Annotated in this window: 25 protein-coding genes; 7 read left to right on the top strand and 18 right to left on the bottom strand. The window is 69.3% G+C overall.

Annotation, left to right across the window (positions count from 1 at the left end; all coding sequences use genetic code 11):
- Nucleotides 1-18: 18 nt before the first annotated feature.
- A complete protein-coding gene (locus tag D7X30_RS00235) occupies nucleotides 19-942 on the top strand; it encodes a hypothetical protein (protein ID WP_120560817.1) in 924 nt (307 codons plus the stop codon).
- Here D7X30_RS00235 and D7X30_RS00230 read toward each other — a convergent pair whose 3' ends face one another.
- The 3 genes from D7X30_RS00230 to D7X30_RS00220 form a co-directional block, all read right to left on the bottom strand.
- Nucleotides 943-1,692 (bottom strand): SDR family NAD(P)-dependent oxidoreductase, encoded by a 750-nt coding sequence (locus tag D7X30_RS00230; RefSeq protein WP_120560816.1) that lies wholly within the window; start codon nucleotides 1,690-1,692, stop codon nucleotides 943-945. It abuts the gene before it with no gap.
- A 109-nt stretch (nucleotides 1,693-1,801) separates the two neighbouring features.
- Entirely contained in the window at nucleotides 1,802-2,722 is a 921-nt protein-coding gene (locus D7X30_RS00225; protein ID WP_120560815.1) for a tetratricopeptide repeat protein, read from the bottom strand.
- Nucleotides 2,719-2,949: a hypothetical protein gene (locus D7X30_RS00220; protein WP_171423096.1), complete on the bottom strand. Its 231-nt coding sequence runs from the start codon at nucleotides 2,947-2,949 to the stop codon at nucleotides 2,719-2,721. Before D7X30_RS00220 ends, D7X30_RS00225 begins: the two co-directional genes overlap by 4 nt.
- Before the next feature lie 199 nt (nucleotides 2,950-3,148).
- On the opposite strand from D7X30_RS00220, the gene D7X30_RS00215 reads away from it, so the two are divergent.
- Complete coding sequence (locus D7X30_RS00215) at nucleotides 3,149-3,982, top strand: SDR family NAD(P)-dependent oxidoreductase (protein WP_120560814.1); 834 nt, start codon at nucleotides 3,149-3,151, stop codon at nucleotides 3,980-3,982.
- A 4-nt stretch (nucleotides 3,983-3,986) separates the two neighbouring features.
- Here the strand turns inward: D7X30_RS00215 and D7X30_RS00210 are convergent, their stop codons facing one another.
- The 6 genes from D7X30_RS00210 to lspA (D7X30_RS00185) form a co-directional block, all read right to left on the bottom strand.
- Nucleotides 3,987-4,361: a hypothetical protein gene (locus D7X30_RS00210; RefSeq protein ID WP_233591290.1), complete on the bottom strand. Its 375-nt coding sequence runs from the start codon at nucleotides 4,359-4,361 to the stop codon at nucleotides 3,987-3,989.
- A 195-nt stretch (nucleotides 4,362-4,556) separates the two neighbouring features.
- Nucleotides 4,557-5,072, bottom strand: a complete 516-nt coding sequence (locus D7X30_RS00205) for an HAD family hydrolase (protein ID WP_120560812.1) — start codon at nucleotides 5,070-5,072, stop codon at nucleotides 4,557-4,559.
- A 13-nt stretch (nucleotides 5,073-5,085) separates the two neighbouring features.
- Nucleotides 5,086-6,189, bottom strand: coding sequence for an MXAN_5187 C-terminal domain-containing protein (locus tag D7X30_RS00200; protein WP_120560811.1), 1,104 nt, complete (start codon nucleotides 6,187-6,189; stop codon nucleotides 5,086-5,088).
- Between the two features lie 40 nt (nucleotides 6,190-6,229).
- Nucleotides 6,230-7,531, bottom strand: coding sequence for a prolipoprotein diacylglyceryl transferase (locus D7X30_RS00195; RefSeq protein WP_120560810.1), 1,302 nt, complete (start codon nucleotides 7,529-7,531; stop codon nucleotides 6,230-6,232).
- Nucleotides 7,532-7,617: 86 nt separating this feature from the next.
- Complete coding sequence (gene lspA, locus D7X30_RS00190; RefSeq protein ID WP_120560809.1) at nucleotides 7,618-8,232, bottom strand: signal peptidase II; 615 nt, start codon at nucleotides 8,230-8,232, stop codon at nucleotides 7,618-7,620.
- Nucleotides 8,233-8,264: 32 nt separating this feature from the next.
- Nucleotides 8,265-8,891 carry a signal peptidase II gene (gene lspA / locus D7X30_RS00185; RefSeq protein ID WP_120560808.1) on the bottom strand — a complete coding sequence of 209 codons (627 nt, stop codon included), beginning with the start codon at nucleotides 8,889-8,891 and terminating at the stop codon, nucleotides 8,265-8,267.
- 141 nt (nucleotides 8,892-9,032) lie between these two features.
- Here lspA (D7X30_RS00185) and D7X30_RS00180 point away from each other — a divergent pair, with 141 nt between their 5' ends.
- Complete coding sequence (locus D7X30_RS00180; RefSeq protein ID WP_120561676.1) at nucleotides 9,033-9,386, top strand: hypothetical protein; 354 nt, start codon at nucleotides 9,033-9,035, stop codon at nucleotides 9,384-9,386.
- Between the two features lie 64 nt (nucleotides 9,387-9,450).
- On the opposite strand, the gene D7X30_RS00175 is transcribed toward D7X30_RS00180, so the two are convergent.
- Nucleotides 9,451-10,695, bottom strand: coding sequence for an endonuclease/exonuclease/phosphatase family protein (locus tag D7X30_RS00175; RefSeq protein WP_120560807.1), 1,245 nt, complete (start codon nucleotides 10,693-10,695; stop codon nucleotides 9,451-9,453).
- A 241-nt stretch (nucleotides 10,696-10,936) separates the two neighbouring features.
- Here D7X30_RS00175 and D7X30_RS00170 point away from each other — a divergent pair, with 241 nt between their 5' ends.
- Nucleotides 10,937-11,704 (top strand): Mut7-C RNAse domain-containing protein, encoded by a 768-nt coding sequence (locus D7X30_RS00170; RefSeq protein WP_120560806.1) that lies wholly within the window; start codon nucleotides 10,937-10,939, stop codon nucleotides 11,702-11,704.
- 81 nt (nucleotides 11,705-11,785) lie between these two features.
- Nucleotides 11,786-12,607, top strand: a complete 822-nt coding sequence (locus tag D7X30_RS00165) for a hypothetical protein (protein ID WP_120560805.1) — start codon at nucleotides 11,786-11,788, stop codon at nucleotides 12,605-12,607.
- A gap of 9 nt (nucleotides 12,608-12,616) precedes the next feature.
- Here the strand turns inward: D7X30_RS00165 and ileS are convergent, their stop codons facing one another.
- From ileS to D7X30_RS00125, 8 genes are all read right to left on the bottom strand, one after another.
- Nucleotides 12,617-15,511 carry an isoleucine--tRNA ligase gene (ileS, locus tag D7X30_RS00160; RefSeq protein ID WP_120560804.1) on the bottom strand — a complete coding sequence of 965 codons (2,895 nt, stop codon included), beginning with the start codon at nucleotides 15,509-15,511 and terminating at the stop codon, nucleotides 12,617-12,619.
- Nucleotides 15,512-15,564: 53 nt separating this feature from the next.
- Nucleotides 15,565-15,861 carry a hypothetical protein gene (locus D7X30_RS00155; protein WP_120560803.1) on the bottom strand — a complete coding sequence of 99 codons (297 nt, stop codon included), beginning with the start codon at nucleotides 15,859-15,861 and terminating at the stop codon, nucleotides 15,565-15,567.
- 30 nt (nucleotides 15,862-15,891) lie between these two features.
- Nucleotides 15,892-16,581 carry a hypothetical protein gene (locus D7X30_RS00150; protein WP_120560802.1) on the bottom strand — a complete coding sequence of 230 codons (690 nt, stop codon included), beginning with the start codon at nucleotides 16,579-16,581 and terminating at the stop codon, nucleotides 15,892-15,894.
- 10 nt (nucleotides 16,582-16,591) lie between these two features.
- Nucleotides 16,592-16,924 (bottom strand): hypothetical protein, encoded by a 333-nt coding sequence (locus D7X30_RS00145; RefSeq protein ID WP_120560801.1) that lies wholly within the window; start codon nucleotides 16,922-16,924, stop codon nucleotides 16,592-16,594.
- Between the two features lie 2 nt (nucleotides 16,925-16,926).
- The gene (locus D7X30_RS00140; protein ID WP_120560800.1) at nucleotides 16,927-17,919 is read right to left on the bottom strand and encodes a pilus assembly protein; all 993 of its coding nucleotides are present in this window, start codon (nucleotides 17,917-17,919) and stop codon (nucleotides 16,927-16,929) included.
- Nucleotides 17,919-19,589 (bottom strand): pilus assembly protein TadG-related protein, encoded by a 1,671-nt coding sequence (locus D7X30_RS00135; protein ID WP_120560799.1) that lies wholly within the window; start codon nucleotides 19,587-19,589, stop codon nucleotides 17,919-17,921. Before D7X30_RS00135 ends, D7X30_RS00140 begins: the two co-directional genes overlap by 1 nt.
- Before the next feature lie 5 nt (nucleotides 19,590-19,594).
- Entirely contained in the window at nucleotides 19,595-20,401 is an 807-nt protein-coding gene (locus D7X30_RS00130) for a TadE/TadG family type IV pilus assembly protein (RefSeq protein ID WP_120560798.1), read from the bottom strand.
- 168 nt (nucleotides 20,402-20,569) lie between these two features.
- Nucleotides 20,570-22,006 (bottom strand): sigma 54-interacting transcriptional regulator, encoded by a 1,437-nt coding sequence (locus D7X30_RS00125; RefSeq protein WP_199724132.1) that lies wholly within the window; start codon nucleotides 22,004-22,006, stop codon nucleotides 20,570-20,572.
- A 77-nt stretch (nucleotides 22,007-22,083) separates the two neighbouring features.
- On the opposite strand from D7X30_RS00125, the gene D7X30_RS00120 reads away from it, so the two are divergent.
- Both D7X30_RS00120 and D7X30_RS00115 read left to right on the top strand, forming a co-directional pair.
- Nucleotides 22,084-23,103, top strand: coding sequence for a RimK family alpha-L-glutamate ligase (locus D7X30_RS00120; protein WP_120560797.1), 1,020 nt, complete (start codon nucleotides 22,084-22,086; stop codon nucleotides 23,101-23,103).
- A gap of 195 nt (nucleotides 23,104-23,298) precedes the next feature.
- Nucleotides 23,299-23,970, top strand: a complete 672-nt coding sequence (locus D7X30_RS00115) for a DsbA family protein (RefSeq protein ID WP_120560796.1) — start codon at nucleotides 23,299-23,301, stop codon at nucleotides 23,968-23,970.
- The last annotated feature ends 40 nt before the right edge of the window (nucleotides 23,971-24,010 follow it).

Raw genomic sequence — 24,010 nt, 5'->3', positions numbered from 1 at the left:
GCGACGCTCCCGGGTCCCATGATTCCCACCCACCGTCGGCGCACGCTCACCCTCGCGGCGCCTGAAGCCCCCGGCCGTCCCACGCACGTCTCCGCCGCCAGCGGCCTGGTGCGCGCGGGGGACTGGCTCTACGTCGTCGCGGACGACGCGCTCCACCTCGCAGTGTTCCCCGCCACCGGAGACGCGCCGGGCCACACCGTGCGCCTCTTTCCCGGAGAGCTTCCGGAAGGTCACGCGGAGCGCAAGGCGGCGAAGCCGGACCTGGAGGCGCTGTGCCGGCTGGGTCCGTCCGCGTCCTTCGCGCACGGGGCGCTGTTGGCCCTGCCGTCGGGGTCCACGCCCGCGCGGCGCCGGGCGTCGGTGCTGCCCCTGAACGCGGACGGGACGCTCGCGGGCGAACCGCGCACGGTGGACTGCACGTCGCTCTACGTGCAGCTGGAGCGCGAATTGGTGGCGCTCAACGTGGAGGGCGCGGCGGTGGCGGGCAAGCGGCTGCGGCTGCTCAACCGGGGCAACGGCGAGGGCGGTGTGGACGCGCTGGTGGACCTGGACCTGGACCGCGTGCTGGCCAGCCTGGACGTGGGCGTGATGGGGCCAGAGGCCGTGCGCACCGTGCGCCGGTGGGAGCTGGGCGAAGCCAATGGTGTCCGGCTGTCCTTCACGGACGCGTCGCCGCTGCCAGACGGGCGCGTGGTGTTCACCGCCACGGCGGAGGCCTCGCGAGACCGCGTGGCGGATGGGCCTGTCATGGGTTCCGCGGTGGGCGTGCTCGCGCCGGACGGCACGCCCGTGTACCTGGACGCGGTGGACGTGCCCGTGAAGCTGGAGGGCGTGGACGCGCGCGTGGAGGGTGGCCGCGTCCACGTGCTGCTGGTGGCGGACGCGGACGACCCGTCAGTGCCCGCGCCGCTCCTGGAAGCCGCGTTGCCCGTGCCGGGCTAGCTAGCCGCCGCGCTTCACCAGCAGCGGCCCGAAGGCCTGCGCCACCGGCATCATGGAGATGACGTTGATGTTCACGTGCGCGGGGCGCGTGGCCACCCAGTACGCCGTGTCCGCGACGTCCTCGGGCGTGAGCGGCTGGGTCTTCTCGTAGAGCGAGGCGGCCTTCGCGTCGTCGCCACGGAAGCGCACGTTGGAGAACTCCGTGCCGCCCAGGAGCCCCGGCTGGATGTCCGTGACGCGCACCGCGGTGCCGTGCAGGTCCGCGCGCAGGTTGAGCGTGAACTGATGCACGAACGCCTTCGTCGCGCCGTACACGTTGCCACCCGGATAGGGGAACTCGCCCGCGATGGAGCCGATGTTGATGACGTGCCCCTGGTCGCGCGCCACCATGCCAGCGAGCGCTTCACGCGTGCAGTACAGGAGGCCCTTCACGTTGGTGTCCACCACCACGTCCCAGTCCTCCAGCCGCGCCGCCTGCGCGGGCTCCATCCCCAGCGCGAGCCCCGCGTTGTTCACCAGCACGTCCACCTGCGCGAAGTCCGCCGGCAGTGAAGCGAACGCCGCCTTCACCGCCGCCTTGTCCGTCACGTCCAGCGTCACCGGCAACAGCCGCTCGCCCAATTCCGCCTTGAGCGCGTCCAGCCGGTCGCTGCGCCGCCCGGCGGCGATGACACGCGCGCCCTCCTTCACGAAGCGGCGCGCGATGGCCTGCCCGATGCCCGCCGTGGCCCCTGTCACCAGCACGATCATGTGAATGCCTCCCACGCGAGAAGGGCCGTTGCGCCCCATCAGGGCACGGCCCGGCCGTTACATGGCACGCGGGAGGAATGGGCGCACGCGAATGCGCCCGGGGAGCGCGTCAGTCGCCGCGGTCGCGGGCGGCCTCTTCGGCGCTGCCGCCCATGGCTTCCACGGAGGTGCGCGCCTGCTTGCTGCGGTCGAACGCCACCTCCTTCTTGCCAATGCCCTCCACCGTGAGGTTGGCCAGGCGGCGGCGTGCCCGGGTGATGGCGTCCTGCACCAGCGACGGGTCGGGGTGCGTCTTCAAGCACTCCACCCAGGTCTCGATGGCCTTCTCGTTGTCGCCCGCGTCCGCGCGCAGTTTTCCCATCTCGAAGAGGGCGTGCGGCGCCAGCTCCGAGTCCGGGAAGCGCGTGCGCAGGTCCGCGTACGTCTTCAGCGCTTCCTGGCGCTTGCCGTCCACCATGGCCAGGGCCTGCGCCTGGAGGAAGAGCGCGTCGTCCACGTAGGGGCTGGTGGCGAAGCGGTCCGGCAGCTTCTTCGCCTCCAGCTCGCACTGCGGATAGTCCTGGAGCTCGAAGTACGTCTTGGCCACCTGGTACTGCAGCTCCGCGCTCTGCGGCGGGTTGCGGTGCAGCGCGGCGGTGAGCTGATCAATGGAGCCGCGCAGGTCGCGGTAGTGCACCCGCAGCAGCTCCGCCAGGATGATGCGCGCCTCCAGCGACTCCGGCGCCTCCGGGCACTGCTGGATGAGCTGGCGGTAGACGCTCACCGCCTCCTTCACCTTGCGCTGCTCCAGCCAGTACACGTCGGCCGCGCCCTTGAGCGCCCGGGCGCGCATCACCAGCGCCTCCGGGGTCTCGTCGCGCAGCAGCATCTCGTAGGCCTTGCGGTACTCCACCAGCGCTTCGTCCGGACGCTTCTCGAAGATGGCGTCGCGCGCGCGCTGCATGTGGTCCACCGGCTTGTCACGGCAACCGGTAACGGCCAGCGCGCCCACCGCCAGGACACACGCCCACCGAGACAGCCCGCGCCTCATTGGCAGGACTCCGGGATGAGGCGCACGCAGCGCGTCTCGTCACAGCGCACGCACTCGCGCTCCGAGGAGACGTCCGTCACGCACACGGAGACACGCGACGTCCTGGGGCAGTCCTCGGACGTCACACAACGGTAGAGCCCCCCGTCGGTCCGGGTGATGTCCACCGGAGTCGAGCCGCAGTTCTCCAGGTCGTTGCATCCCAGGAGCGCCGCCGCCGCGACTGCCATTGCTGCCACCAAGGCGCGTTGCACGGCTGTGGGTTCTAGCCAACTTCCGACCTGGGGTCACGAACCGTGCGCCCGCCTGCCCGCCCGGAAGCGGGAGTTCCCCGGGAAAGCGAGCACCCGCGCATGGCCAGCATTTCGCCCTCCGTGCTAGCCCTGTCGCGTCACGTCTTCCCCCCTCGTGTCCCAGGAGTCCTGAACCATGAGTCTTCCCTCTCGTCCTCGCGCGGTGGTGACGGGCGCCGGCAGTGGCCTTGGCCGCGCGTTGTGTGAAGCGCTGGCGGCCCGGCAGGCACGGGTCATGGTGTCGGACATGAACGCGGCCAGTGCGGAGGAGACCGCTCGCCGCGTCACGGAGCTGGGCGGCGAAGCGCGCGTGCACCCGTGCGACGTGACGGACCCGGACGCGGTGGAGGCGCTGGCGCGCGCCACGGACGAAGCGTTCGGCGGCGTGGACCTGGTGGTGAACAACGCGGGCGTCGCCACCGGAGGCGCGGTGGGCACGCTGCCCCTGTCCGAGTGGAAGCGCGTGCTGCACGTGAACCTGTGGGGCGTCATCCACGGCTGCCACGCGTTCGTGCCCCGCCTGCGCAAGCAGGGCTCCGGGCACGTGCTCAACATCGCGTCCGCGGCGGGGCTCGTATACGCGCCGAACCTGGCGGCCTACAACACGTCCAAGGCCGCGGTCGTCGCGCTGTCGGAGACGCTCTACGCGGAGCTGCAGCCCCTGGGGCTGGGCGTCACGGTGGCGTGCCCCACGTTCTTCCGCACGAACATCGCCGCCGCGGCCGCGCCCTACTCCGACCCGGAGACGCGCCGCATGAGCGTGAAGCTGGTGGACCAGTCGAAGATTGGTGCGGAGTGGGTCGCCGAGCGGCTGCTCAAGGCGGTGGACCGGGGCGCGCCGCACGTGCTGCCCATGGCGGATGCGCGCTGGTTCTGGCGGCTGCGGCGGCTGGCGCCCGGGCTGTTCCTCCGGGGCGTCATCGCGGTGGAGAAGCGCATGCGCGAGCGCACCGCGCGCATCCCCGGCTAGAACATCAGTTGCTGCGCTGCTGCGTGGGCGCCTTGCCGGACGTGAGCACGGTGGTGTCCACGGACGCCATCGAGTTGCGCTGCTTGACCATCCGCGCCTTCTGATTCTGCTTGTCCTCGTGCTTGAGGATGGCGGCCATGTGGGCGTCGGCCACCTTGCACTGGATGGCGCTCACCTCCTGGTGACGCCGCCCCAGCTCGTTCCACATGGCGAGCCGGCCCTGACTGCCCAGGAGCCGGTCCTCGACCGCGTCCAGGGCCTGGTCCATCTGCTTGCCCTCGGCCTCCAGGGCCGCGAGCCGCGCTTCGGAATCCTCGGGGGACTGCCCGCATCCGGTGGACACGGCGAGCCCCACGGCCACCGCCAGTCCGAGCCACATCCGCCGCATCCCCACGTCGCCTCCCAGGTGTCTCGGGCCGTCCACCGGCCTTCAGGCAGCGCAAGGTAGGAACGGGCCCTGGGAGCGACAACCCGAACGCCAGCCAGGGAGGTAGGCGTTTCCAGGAGCGAACGTTTGGGCATCTTTCCCGTCCCACTGTTTTGACGGTGGGGCAGAAGGGCCGTGAATTCGCCATCAGGGCGCGACGCGCGCCCGGTGCTTCAGGATGAACTCACACACCTCGCGCGCGGCGCCGAAGCCCGCGGCGCGCTGGGCCACGTAGTGCACCTGGGCGCGCACCTCGTCCGGCGCTTCCGGCACGGTGGCGGAGAAGCCCACCGCCTTGAGCAGCGGCAGGTCCACCACTTCGTCACCCATGTAGCCGCAGTGCTCGGCGGACACGTTGAGGATGGCGAGCAACTTCTCGAAGTGCGCCACCTTGTCCTGGCTGCCGAAGTGCACGTGGCGCAAGCCCAGCGACTGCATGCGCATCTGCGCGGAGAGGCTGTCGCCGCCGGAGATGGCGGCCACCTCGATGCCCACCTCCTGCAGGCGCTTGATGCCCATGCCGTCACGCACGCTGTACATCTGCGTCCACCCGGAGTTGGGCACCCAGAAGATGCGGCCGTCGGTGAGCGTGCCGTCGATGTCGAAGATCATCACCGACAGGCGCGCCACCCGAGCCTTGAGCGACTCCAGGTCCTGGTTCATGCCGTGCCTTTCGCTACTTGGGCACGGCCTTGAGCGAGGCCTTGCCGTCCTTGATGACGACCTTGAACTCCACGGCCTTCGCGTTGTGCTGCTTGAGCAACTCCGGCACCTGCTTGCGCAGCGTGGCCGCCACCGACTCGTAGGACAGCTTGGACGTGTCCTCCTGGCAGCGGCGCTTCGCGGTGACATACGCGTCGTACACCGCGCGCAGCTTGTCGTCGGACATGCCGCCACCAGGGCCGGCCGCCGCGGGACGGGGCGCGGCAGCAGGAGTCGCAGCCGGACGCGCGGGCTGCTGCGGAGCCGCCGCCGGAGCCTTCGTGGCCATGCCCGGAGGCACCGCCGGACGTCCCGCCGCCGGAGTCCCGCCCGGAGCCACCGCCGCCGTCACGGAAGGCAGCTTCGACGTCCCCGCCGCCGGGGTCCCCACGGGCGCGATGGACGGCAGTCCGCTCACGGGCGAGACCGCCGGAACCGACTGCTTCGGCGGCACCAACCCCGCGGGCGTGCCCCGGGGCGCGCCGGCCGGCTGCGCCGCGACAGGAGCCATTGCCGGACTGCCCCGGAAGGGCGTGCCGACCGGGCCCTGCTGCTCCGCCTGGTACTCCGAGGCGAGCTTCGGCTCGTTGATGGGGCGGCGGCCGGTGAGCTCTTCAATCTCCTCGAAGTCCATGTCGTCGACTTCTTCGGGGATCTCCACCACGCCCTTCTGGCGGTCGCCGGTGGCGTTGGCCTGCTTCGTCCCGGCGCGGCGGCGGGCCTTGGCCAGGTCGCGGCGGTAGGTGCCGGCTTCAATCTCCTGGATGGTGCGCACCCACAGCCGCTCGTAGGTGAGGAACTTGTTGTGGAGGCTCTGCACGCGGAACTTCACCGACGTGCTGCGGATGAAGGCCCCCTTGAGCTTCAGCATCCGCTTCTTCAAATCTTCATGCGCGCGGATGGGCGCCTGACGCTCCATGCCCATGAAGTACTGCTCGTAGTTGTGGCGCAGCTCCGCGATGGCCGCCTCCAGCTCCTCACATTGCTGAAGGGCGGCTTCGCTGGAGGAACTGGCGTCCTGTTGCGCGGGTCGGCCCCCACCTTTGGCGGCGGGCCGTGCGTTGTCGGGCGGCGGCATGTTCCCGGGAGTGTCCCCAACCCGGGCGCGGCTCGCAACCTCAGGCCGCCGACGGTGTAGGCCCCAGGCCAGCGGCCTCACCCGCCGGTCGGTGGCGCGCCATCAGCAGTGCACCGAAGGTGAACATGCACAGGGAGATGAACTGGCTGGTGGACACGTTGTACCAGGCCTCCAGGGGCACCGCCCCGGCCAGCCCCTGGGCGCCCAGCGACTCCAGCAGGCCGTGCAGGGTGCCGCGCTCCACGTCGCCCCGGAACAGCTCCACCGTGGTGCGCAGGCAGGCGTAGGCCATCAGCCACAGGGCGAAGATGTGCCCGTGGAAGCGGCGGAAGCGGCGCGCGTACAGGAGCGCCACGAAGAGTACCAGCTGCCCCACCGACTCGAAGAGCTGCGTGGGGTACACCGGCAGCGTGGTGCCGTGCTGGGCCACCCAGTCGGAGATGCGCACCGCGCCCGGCGCGGCGTGGTGGAGCACCTGCCCGGTGGCCTCCACCACGAAGCGGTCATCCGCGGCCTGCGAGCCATACGCCAGGCTGGACGCGCGCCCCAGCTGGCCGAACAGGTCCTGGGCCAGTCCGGAGCCCGGGAAGGTGACGCCCGTGTGCGAGTGGCTCCCGGCCATGTCGCCCCAGCAGCACCCGGCGGAGAAGCAGCCCAGGCGCCCCAGGCACTGCCCCAGCGACACGGTGGGGATGCACACGTCCGCCAGCCGCAGGAAGTCCAGGTCGTACCTGCGGGCGAAGAGGAACGCCGCCAGCCCCGCGCCAATCAGGCCGCCGTAGAACACCAGCCCGCCGCCCAGGGAGAAGGCCTGCGTCCAGTCGCGCGCGTAGTCCTGCCAGTTCACCAGCACGAACAGCACGCGGCTGCCCACGAGCCCGCCCACCAGCACCCAGAACGCCAGGTCCAGCACCTGCTCGCGCTTCTTCGGCCCCTCCGTGTCCACCCAGCCCCGGCCGTCCACGAAGCTCACCCTGCGCCACTCGTCCTGAGCCAGCCGGCCCGCCACCGACACCGCGGTGACGAAGCCCGCGGCCAGGAGCACGCCGTAGGTGTGCAGCGGGATGCCCTCGCCCTTGCCGCCGGGGAAGGCGTCCGCGGGCAGCGCGTACATCAGGCCGAAGTACGCGAGGAAGCCGCCCACCACCGCGAACCCCACCGCGCGCAGGAGCTTGTCCTGGAGCGACGCGGGGCCCTCCTTGCCCGTCTTCGCGTCCACCGGCCCCAGCGTGCCCTTCCAGCCATTGACGGCGACGGAGGCCACCACTCCCACCGCGGCGGCGTACAGCAACAGCTGCATCCACAGCGTGGTGAAGGACAGGCGAAACAGGACCGGGAGCATGGGGACCTCTTGCCCGGGAGGCCCGGACGAACGGCGGGGACAACCGGGACGGGCGGGAGGGACATTCCCGGCCCGCCGTCACGCCACTACGCGGCCTTCGCGGGAGTGGCGGCCTCCGGCTTCTCCTTGCGCACGAAGGCATCCACCACGAGCATGCCCACGCCGATGCAGATGGCCATGTCCGCGACGTTGAACGACGGCCAGGCGGCCTTGTCGTACCAATGGGCCTCCAGGAAATCGATGACGAAGGCCCGCGCCACGCGGTCGATGTAGTTGCCCAGCGCGCCGCCCAGCACCAGCGGCAGGCCCCACAGCGCCCACACCTCCGCGGGGTCCGTGCCGGTCAGCTTCCGGAAGTAGAAGACGATGAGCAGCACCGCGCCCACGCTCACCAGGTGGAAGAGCGGGCCGCGCACGTGGGGCGGCAGGTCGCGGAACATGCCCCACGCGGCGCCCGGGTTCTCCGCGTAGCGCAGGCGGAAGAAGTTCTCCGCCACCTCCACGTGCGTCTTCGGCTGGAAGTGCAGGCCGCGGCGGCCGGGCTCTTCCGCGGGCGAATAGAACGCGCCCAGGCGTTCCGACAGGGTGGTGGCCCCATCGAAGCGGGTGGTGAGGTCGCGCACGACCAGGTACTTCGTCCACTGGTCCAGCACGATGACGCCCAGCGTGAGGGCGAGGAGGATGACGTATTTGCGCGGCACGGAGAGGGCTTATACCAGCCCACCCCCGCGCGTCACGGCTGGGGGCTCGTGCCCTGGGGCAGCGGCTGCGCGGCCGAGGCCTCCGGACGCAGCGAGTCCAGCAGCATCAGCGCCACGCCCACGCAGATGGCCGCGTCCGCCACGTTGAACGTGGGCCAGCGCATGCCCGGCTGGTTGCGCCAGTGCCAGTCGATGAAGTCGATGACGTAGCCCCGGATGAGCCGGTCCACGAAGTTGCCCAGCGCGCCGCCGGTGATGAGCGCCAGCGCCACGCGCACCCCCTTCTGCGACGGCTCCGTCTTCCGGTACAGCGTCAGGATGAACCCCAGCGCCACCAGGCTCACCACGTGGAAGAACGCCTTGCGCGCCGTCTCCGGCAGGTTGGAGAACATGCCCCACGCCGCGCCCGGGTTCTCCACGTAGCGGAAGTGCCAGTAGTCCTCGATGAAGCGGTACGGCCGCGTGTTCTTGCGGAACACGCCCTCCACCGGAGGGTCGTTGTCCAGGTTCTGTTCGCTCAGGAAGCCGGACACGCGCGAAAGGCCGCTGCGGCCATCCAGCGCTTCCGTCAGCCGGGACACGGCCAGGTACTTGGTCACCTGATCCGCCGCCAGCACGGCGAGGACCACCACGAGGAGGAGACGGAAGGAGGCTTTCATGGGGTACCCGAACCTCTATCGTGCCCCCGGGAGCCCTGACAACCCGGACCCGGGCCGCAGACCGCCGGCCCGCCTGCCCTCTCCCTCCCGGAGTCCACCCGTTTCGGGCATGGTGCGCCCATGGCGCCTGTTGAGCCCGACGTGAAACCTTCCACTCCCGACATTGCCCCACCCGGAACCACCACGCCCCCGGCGGCGAAGCCGTCGTTGATGGCGCGCTTCAAGACGCTGCTGGTGGACTACGGCCCGCTGGCCATCGCGGTGAACTACCTCATCTTCGGCCTGGTCATCGTGGGCTTCTGGGCGGCCATCCGGGCCGGCTTCCAGCCCCAGGGCACCGGCGCCCAGGCAGGTGCGTGGGGCGCGGCCTACCTCGCGTCGCAGGCGGTGAAGCCGCTGCGGCTGGCGGCGGTGTTCGTGCTGACGCCGCTCATCGCGCGCATCCCGCCGGTGGGGCGCTTCATCGCGAAGAACAAGCACAAGTGGAGCTTCTGAAACGGCACGGGCCGGGCACCGGGGAGCTCCCGATGACCGGCCCACGTTGCCTGCGGGGTGCCCGTTAGAAGTTGGGCGTGCGGAACGTCTTGATGACGCCCATGTGCTGCATGCTGGCCGCGCCGCTGTCGGAGTTCAGCGCCGGGTAGATCTCCGAGATGGGCGTGTACACGCGGCTGTCGAGCACCAGGCCGTTGTTGAAGGTGCTGCTCCCGATGACGGTGGGCACCTGATACTGGCGCAGGTCCAAGTCCACGAGCACGTGGTCATACGGCTTGCTGCGGCTGGCGTTGGTGCCGTCCTTGCCGTTCTTGTCCACCGGGTGCGGGCCCGCGGTGTCGACCACCTGCTTGAAGGTGGAGATGCACGACTCGGAGCGGGAGTCGGTGTTGAAGTCGCCGCCAATGGTCAGGTAGTCGCTCTCCGGGACGTTGGCCTTGATGTACTTCACCAGGTTGGTGGCCTCCGTGTTGCGGACGCCGGAGCCTTTGGTGAGCAGGTGCACGCTGACGACCCAGAGGTCGCGCGGGCCCGGGATGTCGATGCGGGCCCAGGCGAAGTCGCGGTTGGACACCTGGGTGTCCGTCCATTCGCCCGAGTCGATGATGGGGTAGCGGCTGATGATGCCGTTGGGGATCTGCGCGCCGGTCTCGCGGTAGTAGTAGAAGCCCGGGCCGACGGCCTGGTCGACCATGGAGCGGATGTCCGCGGCGGAGTCCGACTTGTAGTTGAACTCCTGGATCATCACGACGTCGGGCTTCACGCCCGCAATCAGCCGGATGCCGTGGCCCGGGTCGTAGTCCTGGCCGTTGCCGCTGGAGAGGTTGGCGGCCATCAGGCGGATCTGCGTGTAGCCACCGTCGGTATCCGTCTCGCCAATCGGGCCCGCGTCCCCGGAGCCACCGTCAGTCGGCGAGCCCGCGTCGGTCGTGGTGCCCGCATCCACGGACGTGCCTGCATCCGTCGTGGAACCGGCATCGGTCGAAGTGCCCGCGTCGTCGGTCGTGGTGCCCGCGTCGTCGGTCGTGGTGCCTGCGTCGACCGTCGAGCCCGCATCCTCCGCCGTGCCGGCATCATCGGAGCCCGGGTCCACATCGGTTCCGGCATCCTCGGTGGTGCCCGCGTCTTCCGTGGGCTGTCCCGCGTCGGCTCCGGCATCATCGGAGGTGCCCGCGTCGGTGCGGGTCCCGGCATCGACGGAGGTCCCCGAGTCCGGAGGCGTGATGGGCTCTTCACCCTCGCCACAAGCGAGGGCCATCAAGCCTATTGCCACGAGGGGGCGGAGGAACGGGGAGAGCTTCATTGCCATGCAGGGCCTGAATCCTTGCTTCCGAGGGGTGTCGAGGGGGGTGACCCGTCGGCTTCGGCGCGCCGACTGGCGCGTGATTATAGAAGTTTGCAAGAAGGCTGTCCCCTGACCGCCCGTGAGGATTACGTCACCGCCTTTCAAGAATCCGAGAGTTTCGCCGCCCCGTAGCTGGGGAAGGCGTGGATTCAAAGAAAGACATCAGGGCGCCGGCTACGACGCAACAGGACGTAAGGAGTCCAGGATGTCATCACGGCAGCTGACGGTGCGGATCCACGGCGCACTGAACGACTTCGTCGCACCGGAGCGCCGGGGGCAGGCGTTCACGCATGTACTGCAGGGCAGCCCCTCGGTGAAGGACCTCATCGAGTCGCTGGGTCCGCCGCACCCGGAGGTGGACGTGGTGTTGGTGGATGGAGCGCCGGTGGACTTCGCACACCGCGCGGAGGAGGGCACGAGCATCGACGTGTATCCGGCGTCGGATCCGTCGGCACCGCAGGTGGCGCGGGAAGCGCGAGTGGGGCCACCCATCCCGGAGATGCCGCGCTTCATCCTGGACGTGGGGTTGGGGCGGCTGTCGGGCTTCCTGCGGATGCTCGGCTTCGACACGCTCTGGCGCAACGACTACGCGGACGACCAGCTGGCGCGCCTGTCCCACGACGAATCGCGGGTGCTGCTGACCCGGGATCTGGGCGTGTTGAAGCGGTCGGAGGTCGTGCTCGGCTACTTTCCGCGAGAGACGGATCCGGCACACCAGTTGGTGGAGGTGGTGCGGAGGTACGGCCTGACGTCACGCATGCGGCCCTTCTCCCGCTGCATCGCCTGCAATGCGCCGCTGTCCACCGCGACGCCGGAAGAAGTGCAGGGCCGCGTCCCGGAAGGCGTGACCCAACGCCACAGCCACTTCCAGCAGTGCCCCGGCTGCAAGCGTGTCTTCTGGCCCGGCACGCACCATGAACGCATGCAGAACCTGGTGGAGACGCTGCGCAAGCTGGAGGCGGCCAATCCCTAGTCAGCCCCAATTCCTGCCAGAGTATTTTCGCCACGAATTGGACGCATCCCTGGGAAACGGGTTCATTGCCATCCGGCCAACATGACCCTTTCTCATTCCCGTCCCCTGCTCTTGGGCGCCGCGATGTTGATGGCTTGCGCTTCCAGCAAGCCCTCTGTCGCCTCGGCTCCCGCCGCCACCAGCCAATCCCTCTCCACGCCCAAGGCGCGCGTCCTGGCCGAGCCCGACTGGGCGGGAAGCTACGTCATCCAGCTGCGGTCAAAGGGCACCTGGATCCAGGGGGACAAGCGTTTCGACTGGTCGGACACCATGCGGTTCGGTGGCATCCTCCGGGTCCACATGGATGCCACCCGGGGAGAGGGCCAGGGCACCGCCCAACATGGGTTCGTCAACCTCAGCAGAATCTCCAAGATGACGGACGGGACCCAGGTCACGGAGGAGGTGGACGGATCATGCGCCCATAACGTGCTCCTCCCCGTGCCCACGGAGCCCCTGTCATTCCCCACGGACGACACGTTCCTGTTCCGGGCGGTCGTCTCCCAGGCGGAGCACTTCCGCTGCGGCGCGTTCCGCAAGGTTGCCGGAGGCGAGACTCAGAGGACGAAGGTCGCGGCCCCCCCATTTCCCTCGCTTCCGCCCGCGCTCTTCACGTTCCCTCTGCCAACGGGAGGCAAGCCGCAACTCCTGGGCCGGCTGCGCTTCGTCACCATCGGCGACAAGGTCGTGCAGGAACGCCCCACTGAGCTCCGTTGGGGAGAGACCCCTATCGAATGGGAAATCGATTGGGACCTCCGGCCCGAGGATACCGGTGGGGCCTTCCTCAAGCTGCAGCCCGAAAGCAGCGAGGACTATGACAACTGGCTTCCCATGGGCCCCAAGCTCGAACCGGCCCCCAAGCCCTGAGCCTTGCTTTCAGCTCAATGCCTCACGGCACTTGAGACAGACATCGTCCCCCTGCCCGACCGCTTCGGAATACACCCAGCAGCGCGGGCACTTGGTGCCCAGGGCCGGAAGCACCTCCGCGGACAGGGATGCGCCGTCACCGAATGTCTGTGAAACATCCAAGGCCTTCGCTGAATCAGACGGAGCATCCGCCAGCTCCACCTGGCTCACGATGAACAGCCCGGGCAGCTCCGCGAGGTGCGCATCCAGCATCTCGCGGACCGGGCCCGTGGCGCTCAGCGCTACGCGGGCCTCCAGTGACGCGCCGATGCGCTTGTCCCGCCGCGCCACCTCCAGCACGCCTTGCACCGCGCTGCGCACCGCGAAGAGCTTCGCGTAGCGCGCCTCCAGCTCCGGCGGCATCGTGGCTTTCACCTCCGCGAAGCCCGCCAGGAACACGCTCTTGGCGCGCTCGCCCGGCAGGTGCTGCCACGCCTCCTCCGCCGTGAAGCTCATCACCGGCGCCAGCAGCGGCAGCAGCACCGTGAGCACCTCGTGCAGCACCGTCTGCGCGCCCCGTCGCGCGGGCCCGTCCTGCTTCGCCGTGTAGAGCCGGTCCTTCAGGATGTCGAAGTACACGGCGGACAAGTCATTGGCGCAGAAGTCCACCACAGTCGCGTAGACGAGGTGGAACTCATAATCCTCGTAGGCCTGCCGCACCCGCGCGGCCACCTGCGCCAGCCGCCCGCGCGCCCACTGGTCCAGGGGCAACAGCTTGTCCCCGGCCACCGCGTCCTTCGCCGGGTCGAAGTCGTGCAGGTTGCCCAGCGCGTACCGCAAGGTGTTGCGAATCTTCCGGTAGCCCTCCGACAGGCCCTTGAGGATGGCGTCCGACAGGCGCACGTCGTTGCGGTAGTCGCTCGCCGCCACCCACAGCCGCAGCACCTCCGCGCCGTACTGCTGGATGACCTTGTCCGGAGCCACGGTGTTGCCCCGGCTCTTGGACATCTTCTCGCCCTGACCATCCACCACGAAGCCATGCGTCAGGCAGGCCTTGTAGGGCGCCACGTCGCGCGTGCCCACCGACACCAGCAGCGAGGAATGGAACCAGCCCCGGTGCTGATCACTCCCCTCCAGGAACAGGTCCGCCGGCACACGCTGCCGCTTCGCCAGCACCGCGGACGCCATGCACGCCGAGTCGAACCACACGTCCAGGATGTCCGTCTCGCGGTGGAACTCGCCCTTGCCGCAGCGTGGGCACGTGAAGGCCTGCCCGAGGAACTCCTTCACCGGCGTGCGGTACCACACGCCCGCGCCCTCCTTCTCCACCGCCGCCGCCACCCGCTCCATCACCTCCGGGGACACCACCGCGTCGTCGCACCCGTCGCAGTACGCGATGGGAATCGGCACGCCCCAGCTGCGCTGCCGGCTGATGCACCAGTCCGGACGGCCCTCCAGCATGCCCCGGATGCGCGACTGTCCCCACGACGGCACCCACTGCACCTGCTCGACCTGCTCCAGCACCACCTGCCGGAACGTCTGCGTGCCGTGGAACGGCGCGTCCATCGGGATGAACCACTGGTAGGTCGCCGCCTGGATGACCGGCTGATGGCAACGCCAGCAGTGCGGATAGCTGTGCGTGACGGTGTCCGACCTGTCATTGAGCAGCGCGCCCCGCTGCACCAGCAGGTCCAGCACCACCGGGTTCGCCTCGAACACGCGCCGGCCCGCGAGCACCTCGCCCACCGTGTCGTCGTAGCGGCCGTCCGCGCGCACCGGGTTGTAGATATCCAGGCCGTACTTCAAGCCGACCTCGTAGTCCTCCTGGCCATGTCCCGGCGCCGTGTGCACCAGCCCCGTGCCCGCGTCCAACGTGACGTGCTCACCCAGCACCACGCGCCCCTGCCGCTCCAGGAACGGGTGCTGATACGTCACGTGCTCCAGGTCCTCGCCCGTCGCGTACGCGAGGATGCGGGACGGATCCACCAGCGCCGGAGACGACACCTCCCCCGTGGGCAGCTGCACGTGCTTCACGGCCAGCTCGTCCGACTTCACCTCCGCCAGCACCTTCGCCAACAGGTCCTTCGCCACGCAAAGGACGCGGTCCTCCAGCCGGTAGAACACGTATTCGAACCCGGGGTTCACCGCGATGGCCAGGTTGGCCGGCAGCGTCCAGGGCGTGGTGGTCCAGATGACGAAGGACACGCGCTGCCCCTTCAACTGCGGCAGCTTCTCCACCAGCGCCGGCCCCGCGTCGAAGGCCACGTACACGGAAGGAGACGTGTGCTCCGCGTACTCCACCTCCGCCTCCGCGAGCGCGGTCTGGTCCTGGAGGCACCACGCCACGGGCTTCTTGCGCCGGTACAGCATGCCCCGGCGCGCGAACGCGGCCAGCTCGCGCACCTCCTGCGCCTCGTAGCTGAAGTCGAGCGTCCGGTAGGGCGCGTCCCACGTCCCAAAGACCCCCAGCCGCTGGAACTCCGCGCGCTGGATGTCCACGAACTCCAGCGCGTACTCGCGGCAGCGCTCCAGCAGCGCGTCGCGCGACAGCGTGCGCTTGTCCAGCTTCTGTTCCTTGAGGCGCTTCTCCACCGCCTGCTCGATGGGCAGACCGTGGGTGTCCCAGCCGGGGATGAAGTCACACGGGCGCCCGGAGAGGTTCCGGAACTTCACCACGATGTCTTTCAGCACCTTGTTGAGCGCATGCCCGGCATGCAGGTGGCCGTTGGCGTACGGAGGCCCGTCCGCCAGCACGAAGGGCTCACGGCCCGCGTTCTTCGCGAGCAATTGCGTCCACACGTCCTGCTCCCGCCACCAGGCGAGCAGGCGCGGTTCGAGCTGGCCCAGGTTCCCCTTCATGGGGAACTCCGTGCGCGGCAGGTGGACGGTGGCGTCGAGGTCCTTGCGGGAGGGGGCGTCGCTCATGGCTTGAGCGCCCGTAACACCCTCCCGCCGGTCCTTCAATCACACCCGCGAACTCACTCGTCGTGGTGGTCGTCGCCGTGGTCGTGCGAGTGCGGCTGGGGCGTGTTCTTGCCCTTGCCCTTGGGACACTTCTTGGCGCACTTCGCCTTCGCGGTCTGGAACGCCTTTGTGCACTTGTCCGTGCAGTTCCGGTCCTTGGCGGAGCACTTCTTCACACAGGCCTGCATCGTGGAGCCGGCGCTGATGGAGCACTTCTCGTCGCACGTCTGCGCGAGCGCCTGGGGCGCCACCAGCACGGCTCCCAGCGCCATCAGTCCCAGCCATCCCCGCACCGCGATACGCGTCGTCATGTCGCTCTCGTCTTCCCTTGCCCGCTGGCGTCACTCGCCCGGGCGCATGTCATCGTCTGGCGCCGCGGCCCGGCGCACCAGCCGCACCGCCACCTGGCCTTCCTTGGTGACCGCTACGTTGAGCGCGACCTCTTCCGTGGAGGACTTGAACACACGGGGTTGGATCTCCTTGAACCCCGCCTTGGTGAGCACCTCGCGGTAGAAGGCCTCCACCTCCGTGGTCGTCTTGCCCGGCACCGAGTAGCTCACCGTGTGCGAGCCCTCCGTCTGCGCCGTCAGCACCCCGGCGCCTCCAGGGAAGACGGGCAGCCCGGCCGGCTGCGGGGCCTTCGCCGCGCCCAGGTTCGCCTGCCCCAGGAACACCGTGGTGGTGCCGTCCGGGTTCACCTGGAGGATGGCCGTGTAGGAGATGAAGTTGCGCGTGTCGAGGGCCGTCACCATCGGTTCGCGCAAGAGCTGCGGCTGCTTGTACGCCTCATCCACCGAGAAGCCCCAGGCCTGGAAGCGGTCCACCACGCTCTGGAGGATGACCTGCGCCTTCTCCTTGCTGCGCACCGCGAGCAGCTTCACCGGCACGCCATTGGCGTCCACCTGGCCTGGCACGTCCACGACGCTGACGGTCTTCGGGATGTCCCAGGTGAAGTTGGCCCGCTGCGCCCAGGCAGGAGCGGAAAGCCCCAATACCAGCGTCAGGGCCGCCCCACGAATCGCGCGCATCATCCCGCCCCTCCTACCCGCCGCGGTGCGAACGCGCGGCCTTGACGGACTTGCCCGACTTCGGACCCGTGTCGCCCTCCGGCTTGGGGCAGCGGGCCTTGCACTGGTTGAACTGGGCCTGGAACTTCTGCGCGCAGCGCGAAGAGCAGGTGCGGCTGCTGTCCTTCGCCGACCCCGGGCTGCTCGGCGCCGGACAGGCGGTGATGCAGGCGTTGAGCGTGTCCCCGTTCTTCGTCGCGCAGTCCGTGTTGCATGAGTTGCTGTCCGCGCGCGCGGGAGACGCCGTCAGGCACACACCCAGCACCAACGCCAGCACTCCACCCGACAGCAGGCTTCGCATCTTCATCTTCAGCAATCCTTTCCAAGGAAACAGCCGTTACGGTCCAGATAGCCCAGACCGTAATGAGGCGTGGTGATGCCAATCAGCGCGCCGGGCGACGTGTTCCACAGGTTGCCCAGGGGCGTCGGCCTGAGCCAGGCCTGCATGAATTGGCTCTCCTCACCCGCCGCGCTCATCCAGAAGGTGTTCTCCCGCTGCATCAAGACCAGGGGCGGCAGCGGATTCATGAAGAGGGCATCCATGGCCAGGAAGCTGGCGTAGGTCGGGATGGGCAGCGTGGTGGGCTCGTAGACACCCTTCGTGGCCGCATAGAACGGCCCGTTGGTGCACGGCAGCGCCATGTCCTGGAACAGTAAGCAGGTGGCGGACTCAAGCTCATTCGACAGCCCCCAGTCATCCACGAGCATGGAGAAGCGGCCCCGGCAGGTGCCGCCCACCGCGCGGCCAATGCCACACACCTGGATGTTGGCGTGGGCCGGGTCCTGGTGCTGCTCCTTGTACAGCCCCGTCTCCGAGGACTGGTCCAGGAACCGGGTGGGGATGTTCCAGGAGCTCAGGTTCGCCTGGGACGTGCACGCCGTGCCGCCCTCGTCGCGGTAGACCAGCCGGGTCAGCACGGGGCCATCCCACTCCAGCCCCCCGTTCCGGTCGCAGCTCACGCGCAGGTCCGAGCCCCGCGTGAACACCTGCGTGATGGTGTCGCCGCGGTTGACAGACGACAGGCCGTTGAAGTCCGCGTAGCGCGCCTGCGCGTCCTCGCCCGCGCGCCGCATGGAGTCATGCGCGGAGCCGTAGTCCGCGGGGATGTCGTGCATCTCCCCGTGCGTGCCGTTCCACAGCGCGGACACGGCGGCCTCCTGCACCTTCAGCGACAGGAAGCCCACCTCCGCGAAGTGGATGCCGAACACCAGGATGGTGATGAACAGGGTGACACCGAGGGCCGCCTCCACGATGGACTGGCCCCGCGCCCGCCGGGCATGACGACGAAGATGGCTGTGCATCACTGGAACCCCCTGAAGCCGACGCGGCGGAGCTCTTCGATGGTCTGGGCGGAGGACGGAGAGGTGGAGCGCAGCGTGTCGATGGCGTCCTGAAGGCCAGACTCGTCCGTGTCCACCGGCACCAGCGTGGCGCGCCAGTAGGGATTGAGCAGGTTAGGCGGCTCACTCCAGTGGGAGATGCCCAGGCTGCGGCCGCGGTGGTAGTACGCGATGCCCGTGGACAGCGCCGTCTGGACGCCCAGCGGTGTGACGCCGTCCGCCATGGTGGCGCTGGTATTGTCGAACTTGCCCGCGTTCGGGTTCGGGTTGCTCGCCTTGAAGCGGAAGCGGAACGCCAGGTTCCACGGGTCCTGCTCCATCGCGGACATGTTGCTGCGGTCGCGCTGGATGACCGCGAAGTTCTTCGGCTGCCCGAAGTTGTTGTCCGCGCCGTTGGGCCACAGCTCCGTCAGGTTGTAGTCCATGAACGGCGGCCAGATGCCCGGGCAGCTCGACGGGCCGCCCAGACACGGTGCCAGCATGTGTCGCGCGAAGGGCGCCGGGTCCGTGCCGCCAAACCACATGTGCGTGGGCGTGGGCATGACGCCACCGGAGGCCGCGAACAGGGCAAGGGTCGGGACCGTACCGCCCACCATCACCGGGCACGGCGGCCCACCGCCATGCGCGATGTGGTTGTAGATGAAGGCCACGAGGCCCTCGTCCTCGGCCGTGACGGCGGGAGCGTAGGGGGGAAAGAACCCGTACTGGAGGATCGGCTTGCCGAAGTGGGCCGTGCCCGCGGCGACCGGGAGCGAGACCATGTCCGGCGGCAGGATGACGAAGGCCAGGTTCGCCTCGTGCGCGACGTACTGCTGGAGCAGGCGCGACGTGACGAAGGTGAAGCCGCGGCTGCCCATGGCCGCGTCCACGCTGTGGGCCACCGTCAGCGGCAACGGATCACAGACCGCGCCACCACCCACGCACGCCGTGTTGTCCGCCAGCTCGTTCCGGGAGACGTTGCCCGCGGACGGCGCCAACCACCCCGCGTCGCGCGGGTTCCTTCCCGGCACCAGGTCCCCCAGGATGTCGTTGGCGAAACCCTGGTCGCCCACCTTGTCCTCGAGGCTCATGTAGTCATTCAGCGAGGAGGCATACAGCGCGCCCGCCGCCACCTGGTGCAGGCGCATCTGCAGGCCCACCATCGGATCCAACGCCTGGAACACGGCCTCCACGCGCAGGTCCTCGCGCTGGAGCATGGTCATCAGCCGGCCCAGGTCCGTCACCCCACGGATGCCGCACTGGCACATGCGGGCGCAGAAACCGTTGGACCAGGCGCAGGGGCAGCCCGCGGTGGCGAACGCCTGGTAGACGGGCACCCACGCCCCGTAGCCCATCTTCGCCGCGTTCAACTCGCCCCGGTAGAGGCTGGCCCAGTTGAGCAGGCTGGCCGCGCCCGCGTTCGCCACCATGTGGGCGATCTCCGCGCGGTTGCTGACGGCGATGGTGTTGAACGTGCGCGCCGTGGCCACCGCGTTCGAAAACGCGGCGGCATCCGCCACCGTCTGCACCTCGATGCGCTCGCGCACCTTCATGGTGAACGACAGCGTGAGGGCCACCATCAGCAACAGCAGCAGCATGCTGAGGACGAACAGCACCAGGGTCTGACCGCGCTGGGAGAAAGAGCGCTTCATGGTTTTCACCGGGGACAGGCCATGGTGGCGAAGAAACGCGACTTCACGGGCGTCATCATTCGCATGGTGAACGTGGTGATGATGGGGAAGACGTACTGCCGGTTGAGCACGCGCTCCGCCAGCTCCGCGCCCAGCTCGCCGTCCAGCACGTGCGACGTCGTCACGTCACTGCCGTTCCAGTTGGCATTGCGCTCGGCGACGATGAGCGGGTTCGCGTCCGTGTAGGGACGCAGGTTGAAGTGCGCCAGGAACATGCGCGACATCACCCAGTTGGCGAACGGGATGCGCAGCGGGTACCAGAACACCAGCTGCACCTCCAGCCGCCGCAGGTGCCCCGGCCGGTCGAAGTCGCTGTCCTCCGGGCTGTCCACGCCGCCGCCCGCCAGGTCCCGCTGGATCCACACGATGCTGCGGTTGTGGACGCCGTCCATGCCGGGGCCCGGACCGCCGGAGCCCGCGTAGCGGTTGTTCATCCGCGCCGCGAACGCCTCCGCCAGGAGCCGGGGCGCGTCCGAACCCGCGCCGCGGCCCAGCGGACCGTTGAGCGAACCCGTCCCCTGCCCCATGAACGAGTGGAAGGTCGGAATCAGCGCCAGGATGGCCGCGTGGGTCATCCGCTCGCAGTCCCCGTGCGCCACGCTGCCCGCGCGCGTCGCCCGGAAGGCCGCGTAGTGCGTCATCACCCGCGCCTGCATCATCAGGAACAGCTGCAGCGCGCCCAGGATGAGGAACGTCACCAGTGGCAGCGACAGCGCGGCCTCCACCAGGGCCTGGCCGGATTCGCCTGCTTCACGGGGGGATCGTGCGCTCATACGGAGGCTCATCCTGCGGGATGGGGGAATCTCGCAGTATCCGTCAAGTGACCGCCGACACACTGCGTCGGGGTCTGAAAGGGGGGCCGGGATTGTCTCAGAGGACGGGCCCGGTGAAAACTTCCTGGGGATGTAACACCCTCAGTGGAACCGTGTGACGACGCTGTTTCAGCGCGGTTTCAGCCCCTTGGCGTCGAGCTGATACTTCTTCACCAGCCGCTCGATGGACTTGCGGTGCAGCCCGCTCTCCCGGGCGGCGCGGGACAGGTTGCCCTCGCAGCGGGTGAGGACGCTGGTGACGTACTCGCGCTCGAAGTTCTCCAGGAGCTGCTCCTTGGCGTCCTTGAAGGCCAGGTGCTCGTTGAAGGGCAGCGGCCCCTCGCGGGCCTGGCCCCGGACGCGCGGGGGCAGGTGGGAGGGCAATATCTCCTCGCCCTCGTCGGAGAAGGTCAGCACGTGGGAGAGCACGTTCATCAGCTCGCGCACGTTGCCGGGCCAGGCGTAGGCCATGAGCAGCCCCAGCGCCTCCGCGGAGAAGCGCTTGCGGCCGTGCGTCTCCACCACCTCTGGCTCCGCCAGCGCCCGCTTGAGGATGAGCGGGATGTCGTCCCGGCGCTGGCGCAGCGGCGGCAGCTGGATGTGGATGACGGACAGGCGGAAGTAGAGGTCCTCGCGGAAGTTGCCCGCGGCGATCTCCTTCACCAGGTCGCGGTGGGTGGCGGCGATGACCCGGCAGTCCACCTCGATGACGTCGTTGCCGCCCACCCGGCGCACCTCGCGGTTCTCCAGCACGCGCAGGAGCTTGGGCTGCAGGTCCAGGCGCAGCTCGCCCAGCTCATCCAGGAAGATGGTGCCCCCTTGCGCGCGCTCGAAGGCACCGGGGCGGCTGGACGTGGCGCCGGTGAAGGCGCCCTTCTCGTGGCCGAACAGCTCGCTTTCGATGAGGTTGGGCGGGATGGCGCCGCAGTCCAGCACCACCATGGGGCCCTTCTCACGACCGGACAGCTCGTGGATGGCGCTGGAGACCAGCTCCTTCCCCGTGCCCGTCTCGCCCTGGATGATGACGGACACGTCCATGGGCGCGATGCGCTTGATGAGCCCGAACACCTGCCGCATCTTCACGCTCTGGCCCACCATGCCGCACAGCTCGCCCTCGCGGTCGGGCTCCACCGCCACCTCTTCGTCCAGGGGAGCGAAGGTGATGACGGAGGAGCCGGCGCGAATCTGCGAGCCCGGGGACAGGTAGGCCCGTTCAATCCGGCGGCCGTCCAGGAAGGTGCCGTTGGTGGAGTTCAGGTCCACCAGGAGGTGGCCGCGCTCGGTGTATTGCACCTCGAAGTGGTGGCGGCTGGCGGTGCGGTCCTCCACCAGCACCAGGTCGTTGCCCGGGTGGGCCCCGCAGCGCAGCCGCTCCTTGTCGCTGACCATGGAGCGCCCGGTGTCCGGCCCCGACGTCACCAGCAGCCGGCACTTGTGCAGCTTCACGCTGGCGCGCGGATCCACCACCAGTGTCTCCCCCAGCAGGGGGGACTGGGAGGACAGCTCGAGGCCGACGTCTCCGGGATTGGTGTGGATGTCGTCGGGATGCGGGTTGGGTGCGGTCATCAGTGAACGCGAGGATAGCAAAGGGTGCCCACGCACCGTGCCTCCACGCCCGTGCGTGCTAGTGTCCCGCGCCCCGCATGCCCCCCCGAAAAGTCCAGCCGAAGAAGGCGCCCGTCCCGCCTGGCGCACAGGCACCCGAGCGCGGTGACGCACCGCGACCCAAGCGGCCCCGCGCGAAGAAGACCGTGGCCATCCTGTCCCGCAAGCGCTCGCTGTACTCGACACGCCGGCTGGTGGAGGCCATCAAGGCCCAGGGGCACCGGGCGCTCGTGTTCGACACGCTGCGCTGCTGCCTGCTGCTGGCCCGCGGCCAGCCGCGCATGACCTACCGCGGCGCGGAGGTGAAGGGCGTGGACGTGGTGATCCCGCGCATCGGCGCGTCCATCACCGCGTACGGCCTGGCGGTGGTGAACCACTTCGAGATGATGGACGTGCCGGTGCTCAACCCGCCCACGGCCATCGCGCGAAGCCGCGACAAGCTGCGCGCGCTCCAGTTCCTCGCCCGCGCGGGCCTGGACATGCCCCGCACGGTGATGGCGCACGACCGCGGCAACGTGCGCAAGCTGGTGCAGGAGGTGGGTGGCCTGCCCGTCATCATCAAGCTGATCAAGGGCACCCAGGGCGTGGGCGTGATGATCGCCCACACGCTGCCGGAGGTGCAGACCATCCTCGACACCTTCTGGGACCTGGGCCAGGAGATCGTCCTCCAGGAGTTCGTCGCGGAGAGCGAGGGCCGCGACGTGCGCGCGCTGGTGGTGGGCGACACCGTGGTGGGCGCCATGCGCCGCAAGGCGAAGAAGGGCGAGTTCCGCTCCAACATCCACCGCGGCGGCGAGGGCCGCGCCATCACGATGCCCCCGGACTACGTGGAGGCCGCGGTGAAGGCGGCGCGCATCATCGGCCTGGAGGTCGCGGGCGTGGACATGCTGGAGGGCCGCGAAGGCCCCCGCCTGATGGAGATCAACTCCAGCCCCGGCTTCGAGGGCCTGGAGGGCGCCACCGGCAAGGACATCGCGGGCCACATCGTGGAGCACGCGTTGGTGTACGCGGGGACCCGGGCCAGCGCGTTGCGCACACGGGCGGGCCGCGCTTCCTGAACGAGATGTGGTGTTGAAAGCAGGCGCGCGAGCAGCACCTGCGTGCCTGCCCGCCTGCTCCGTGGCATGCGTGCGGGACTTCACGGTGCGCACGGTGCCTTGGATGCTCCTCAGGAATACGGGAATGCCTTCGGGCGGGGATTGTCCAGGGGTGTTGGCAGCGGCGGGGATGCGCCTCTAATCTGGCGACCCCCGATGAAAACGCTGCACAAGCCGCTGCAGATCACCGTCTACCAGGATGTGCTGTGCTCCTGGTGCTACCTCGCCGACCAACGGTTGGAGGTGCTTCGCCAGGAGTTTGGCGACGCCGTCCGCTGGAGCGTGCGTCCCTACCCCTTGCGTCTGCACGACGCCCTGCCCACGGAGCGCGAAGTGCGCGGGCTGGTGGAAGAGGTGAAGCGCGCGCAGCGCGAACCCGACCCCACGGCCTCGCTGCTCTCCACGGACCTGTGGCTGGGCGGTGATCCACCGCGCTCCAGCGTGCCGGCGCTGGCGGCGCTGGAGGCGGCGCGGTTGCAGGGGCCGCAGGCGCGGGCCTTCCTCGCGCGGTCCATGCAGCGCGCCGCGCTGGAGCAGGGCGTCAACGTGTCGCGCTCGGATGTGGTGTTCGAGCTGGCGTCGCGCGTGGGCCTGTCCATGAACCAGTTCTCCGCGGCCTTCCGTTCGGAAGAGACGCGCCGGCTCATCTACGACGAGCACCGGCTGGCCGGCAGCCGTGGCGTGCGCGGCGTGCCCACGCTGGTGATTGGCGGCCGGTGGATGCTGTGCGGCCTGCGCGAATTGTCCGAGTACCGCGAGCACATCCTCGCGTGTCTGGGCAAGGTCGTCGCGCCCCGCTCGGGTTCCTCCGAGCGGCTGGTGCACTGAAGTCCCCCGCGCGCCTTCGCTCCGTTTCGCGAAGGCGCGC

It is taken from the genome of Corallococcus sp. AB011P (assembly GCF_003611605.1).
GTDB classification, from domain to species: Bacteria; Myxococcota; Myxococcia; order Myxococcales; family Myxococcaceae; genus Corallococcus; species Corallococcus coralloides.
This window is presented reverse-complemented; position numbering and strand designations above follow the sequence as displayed.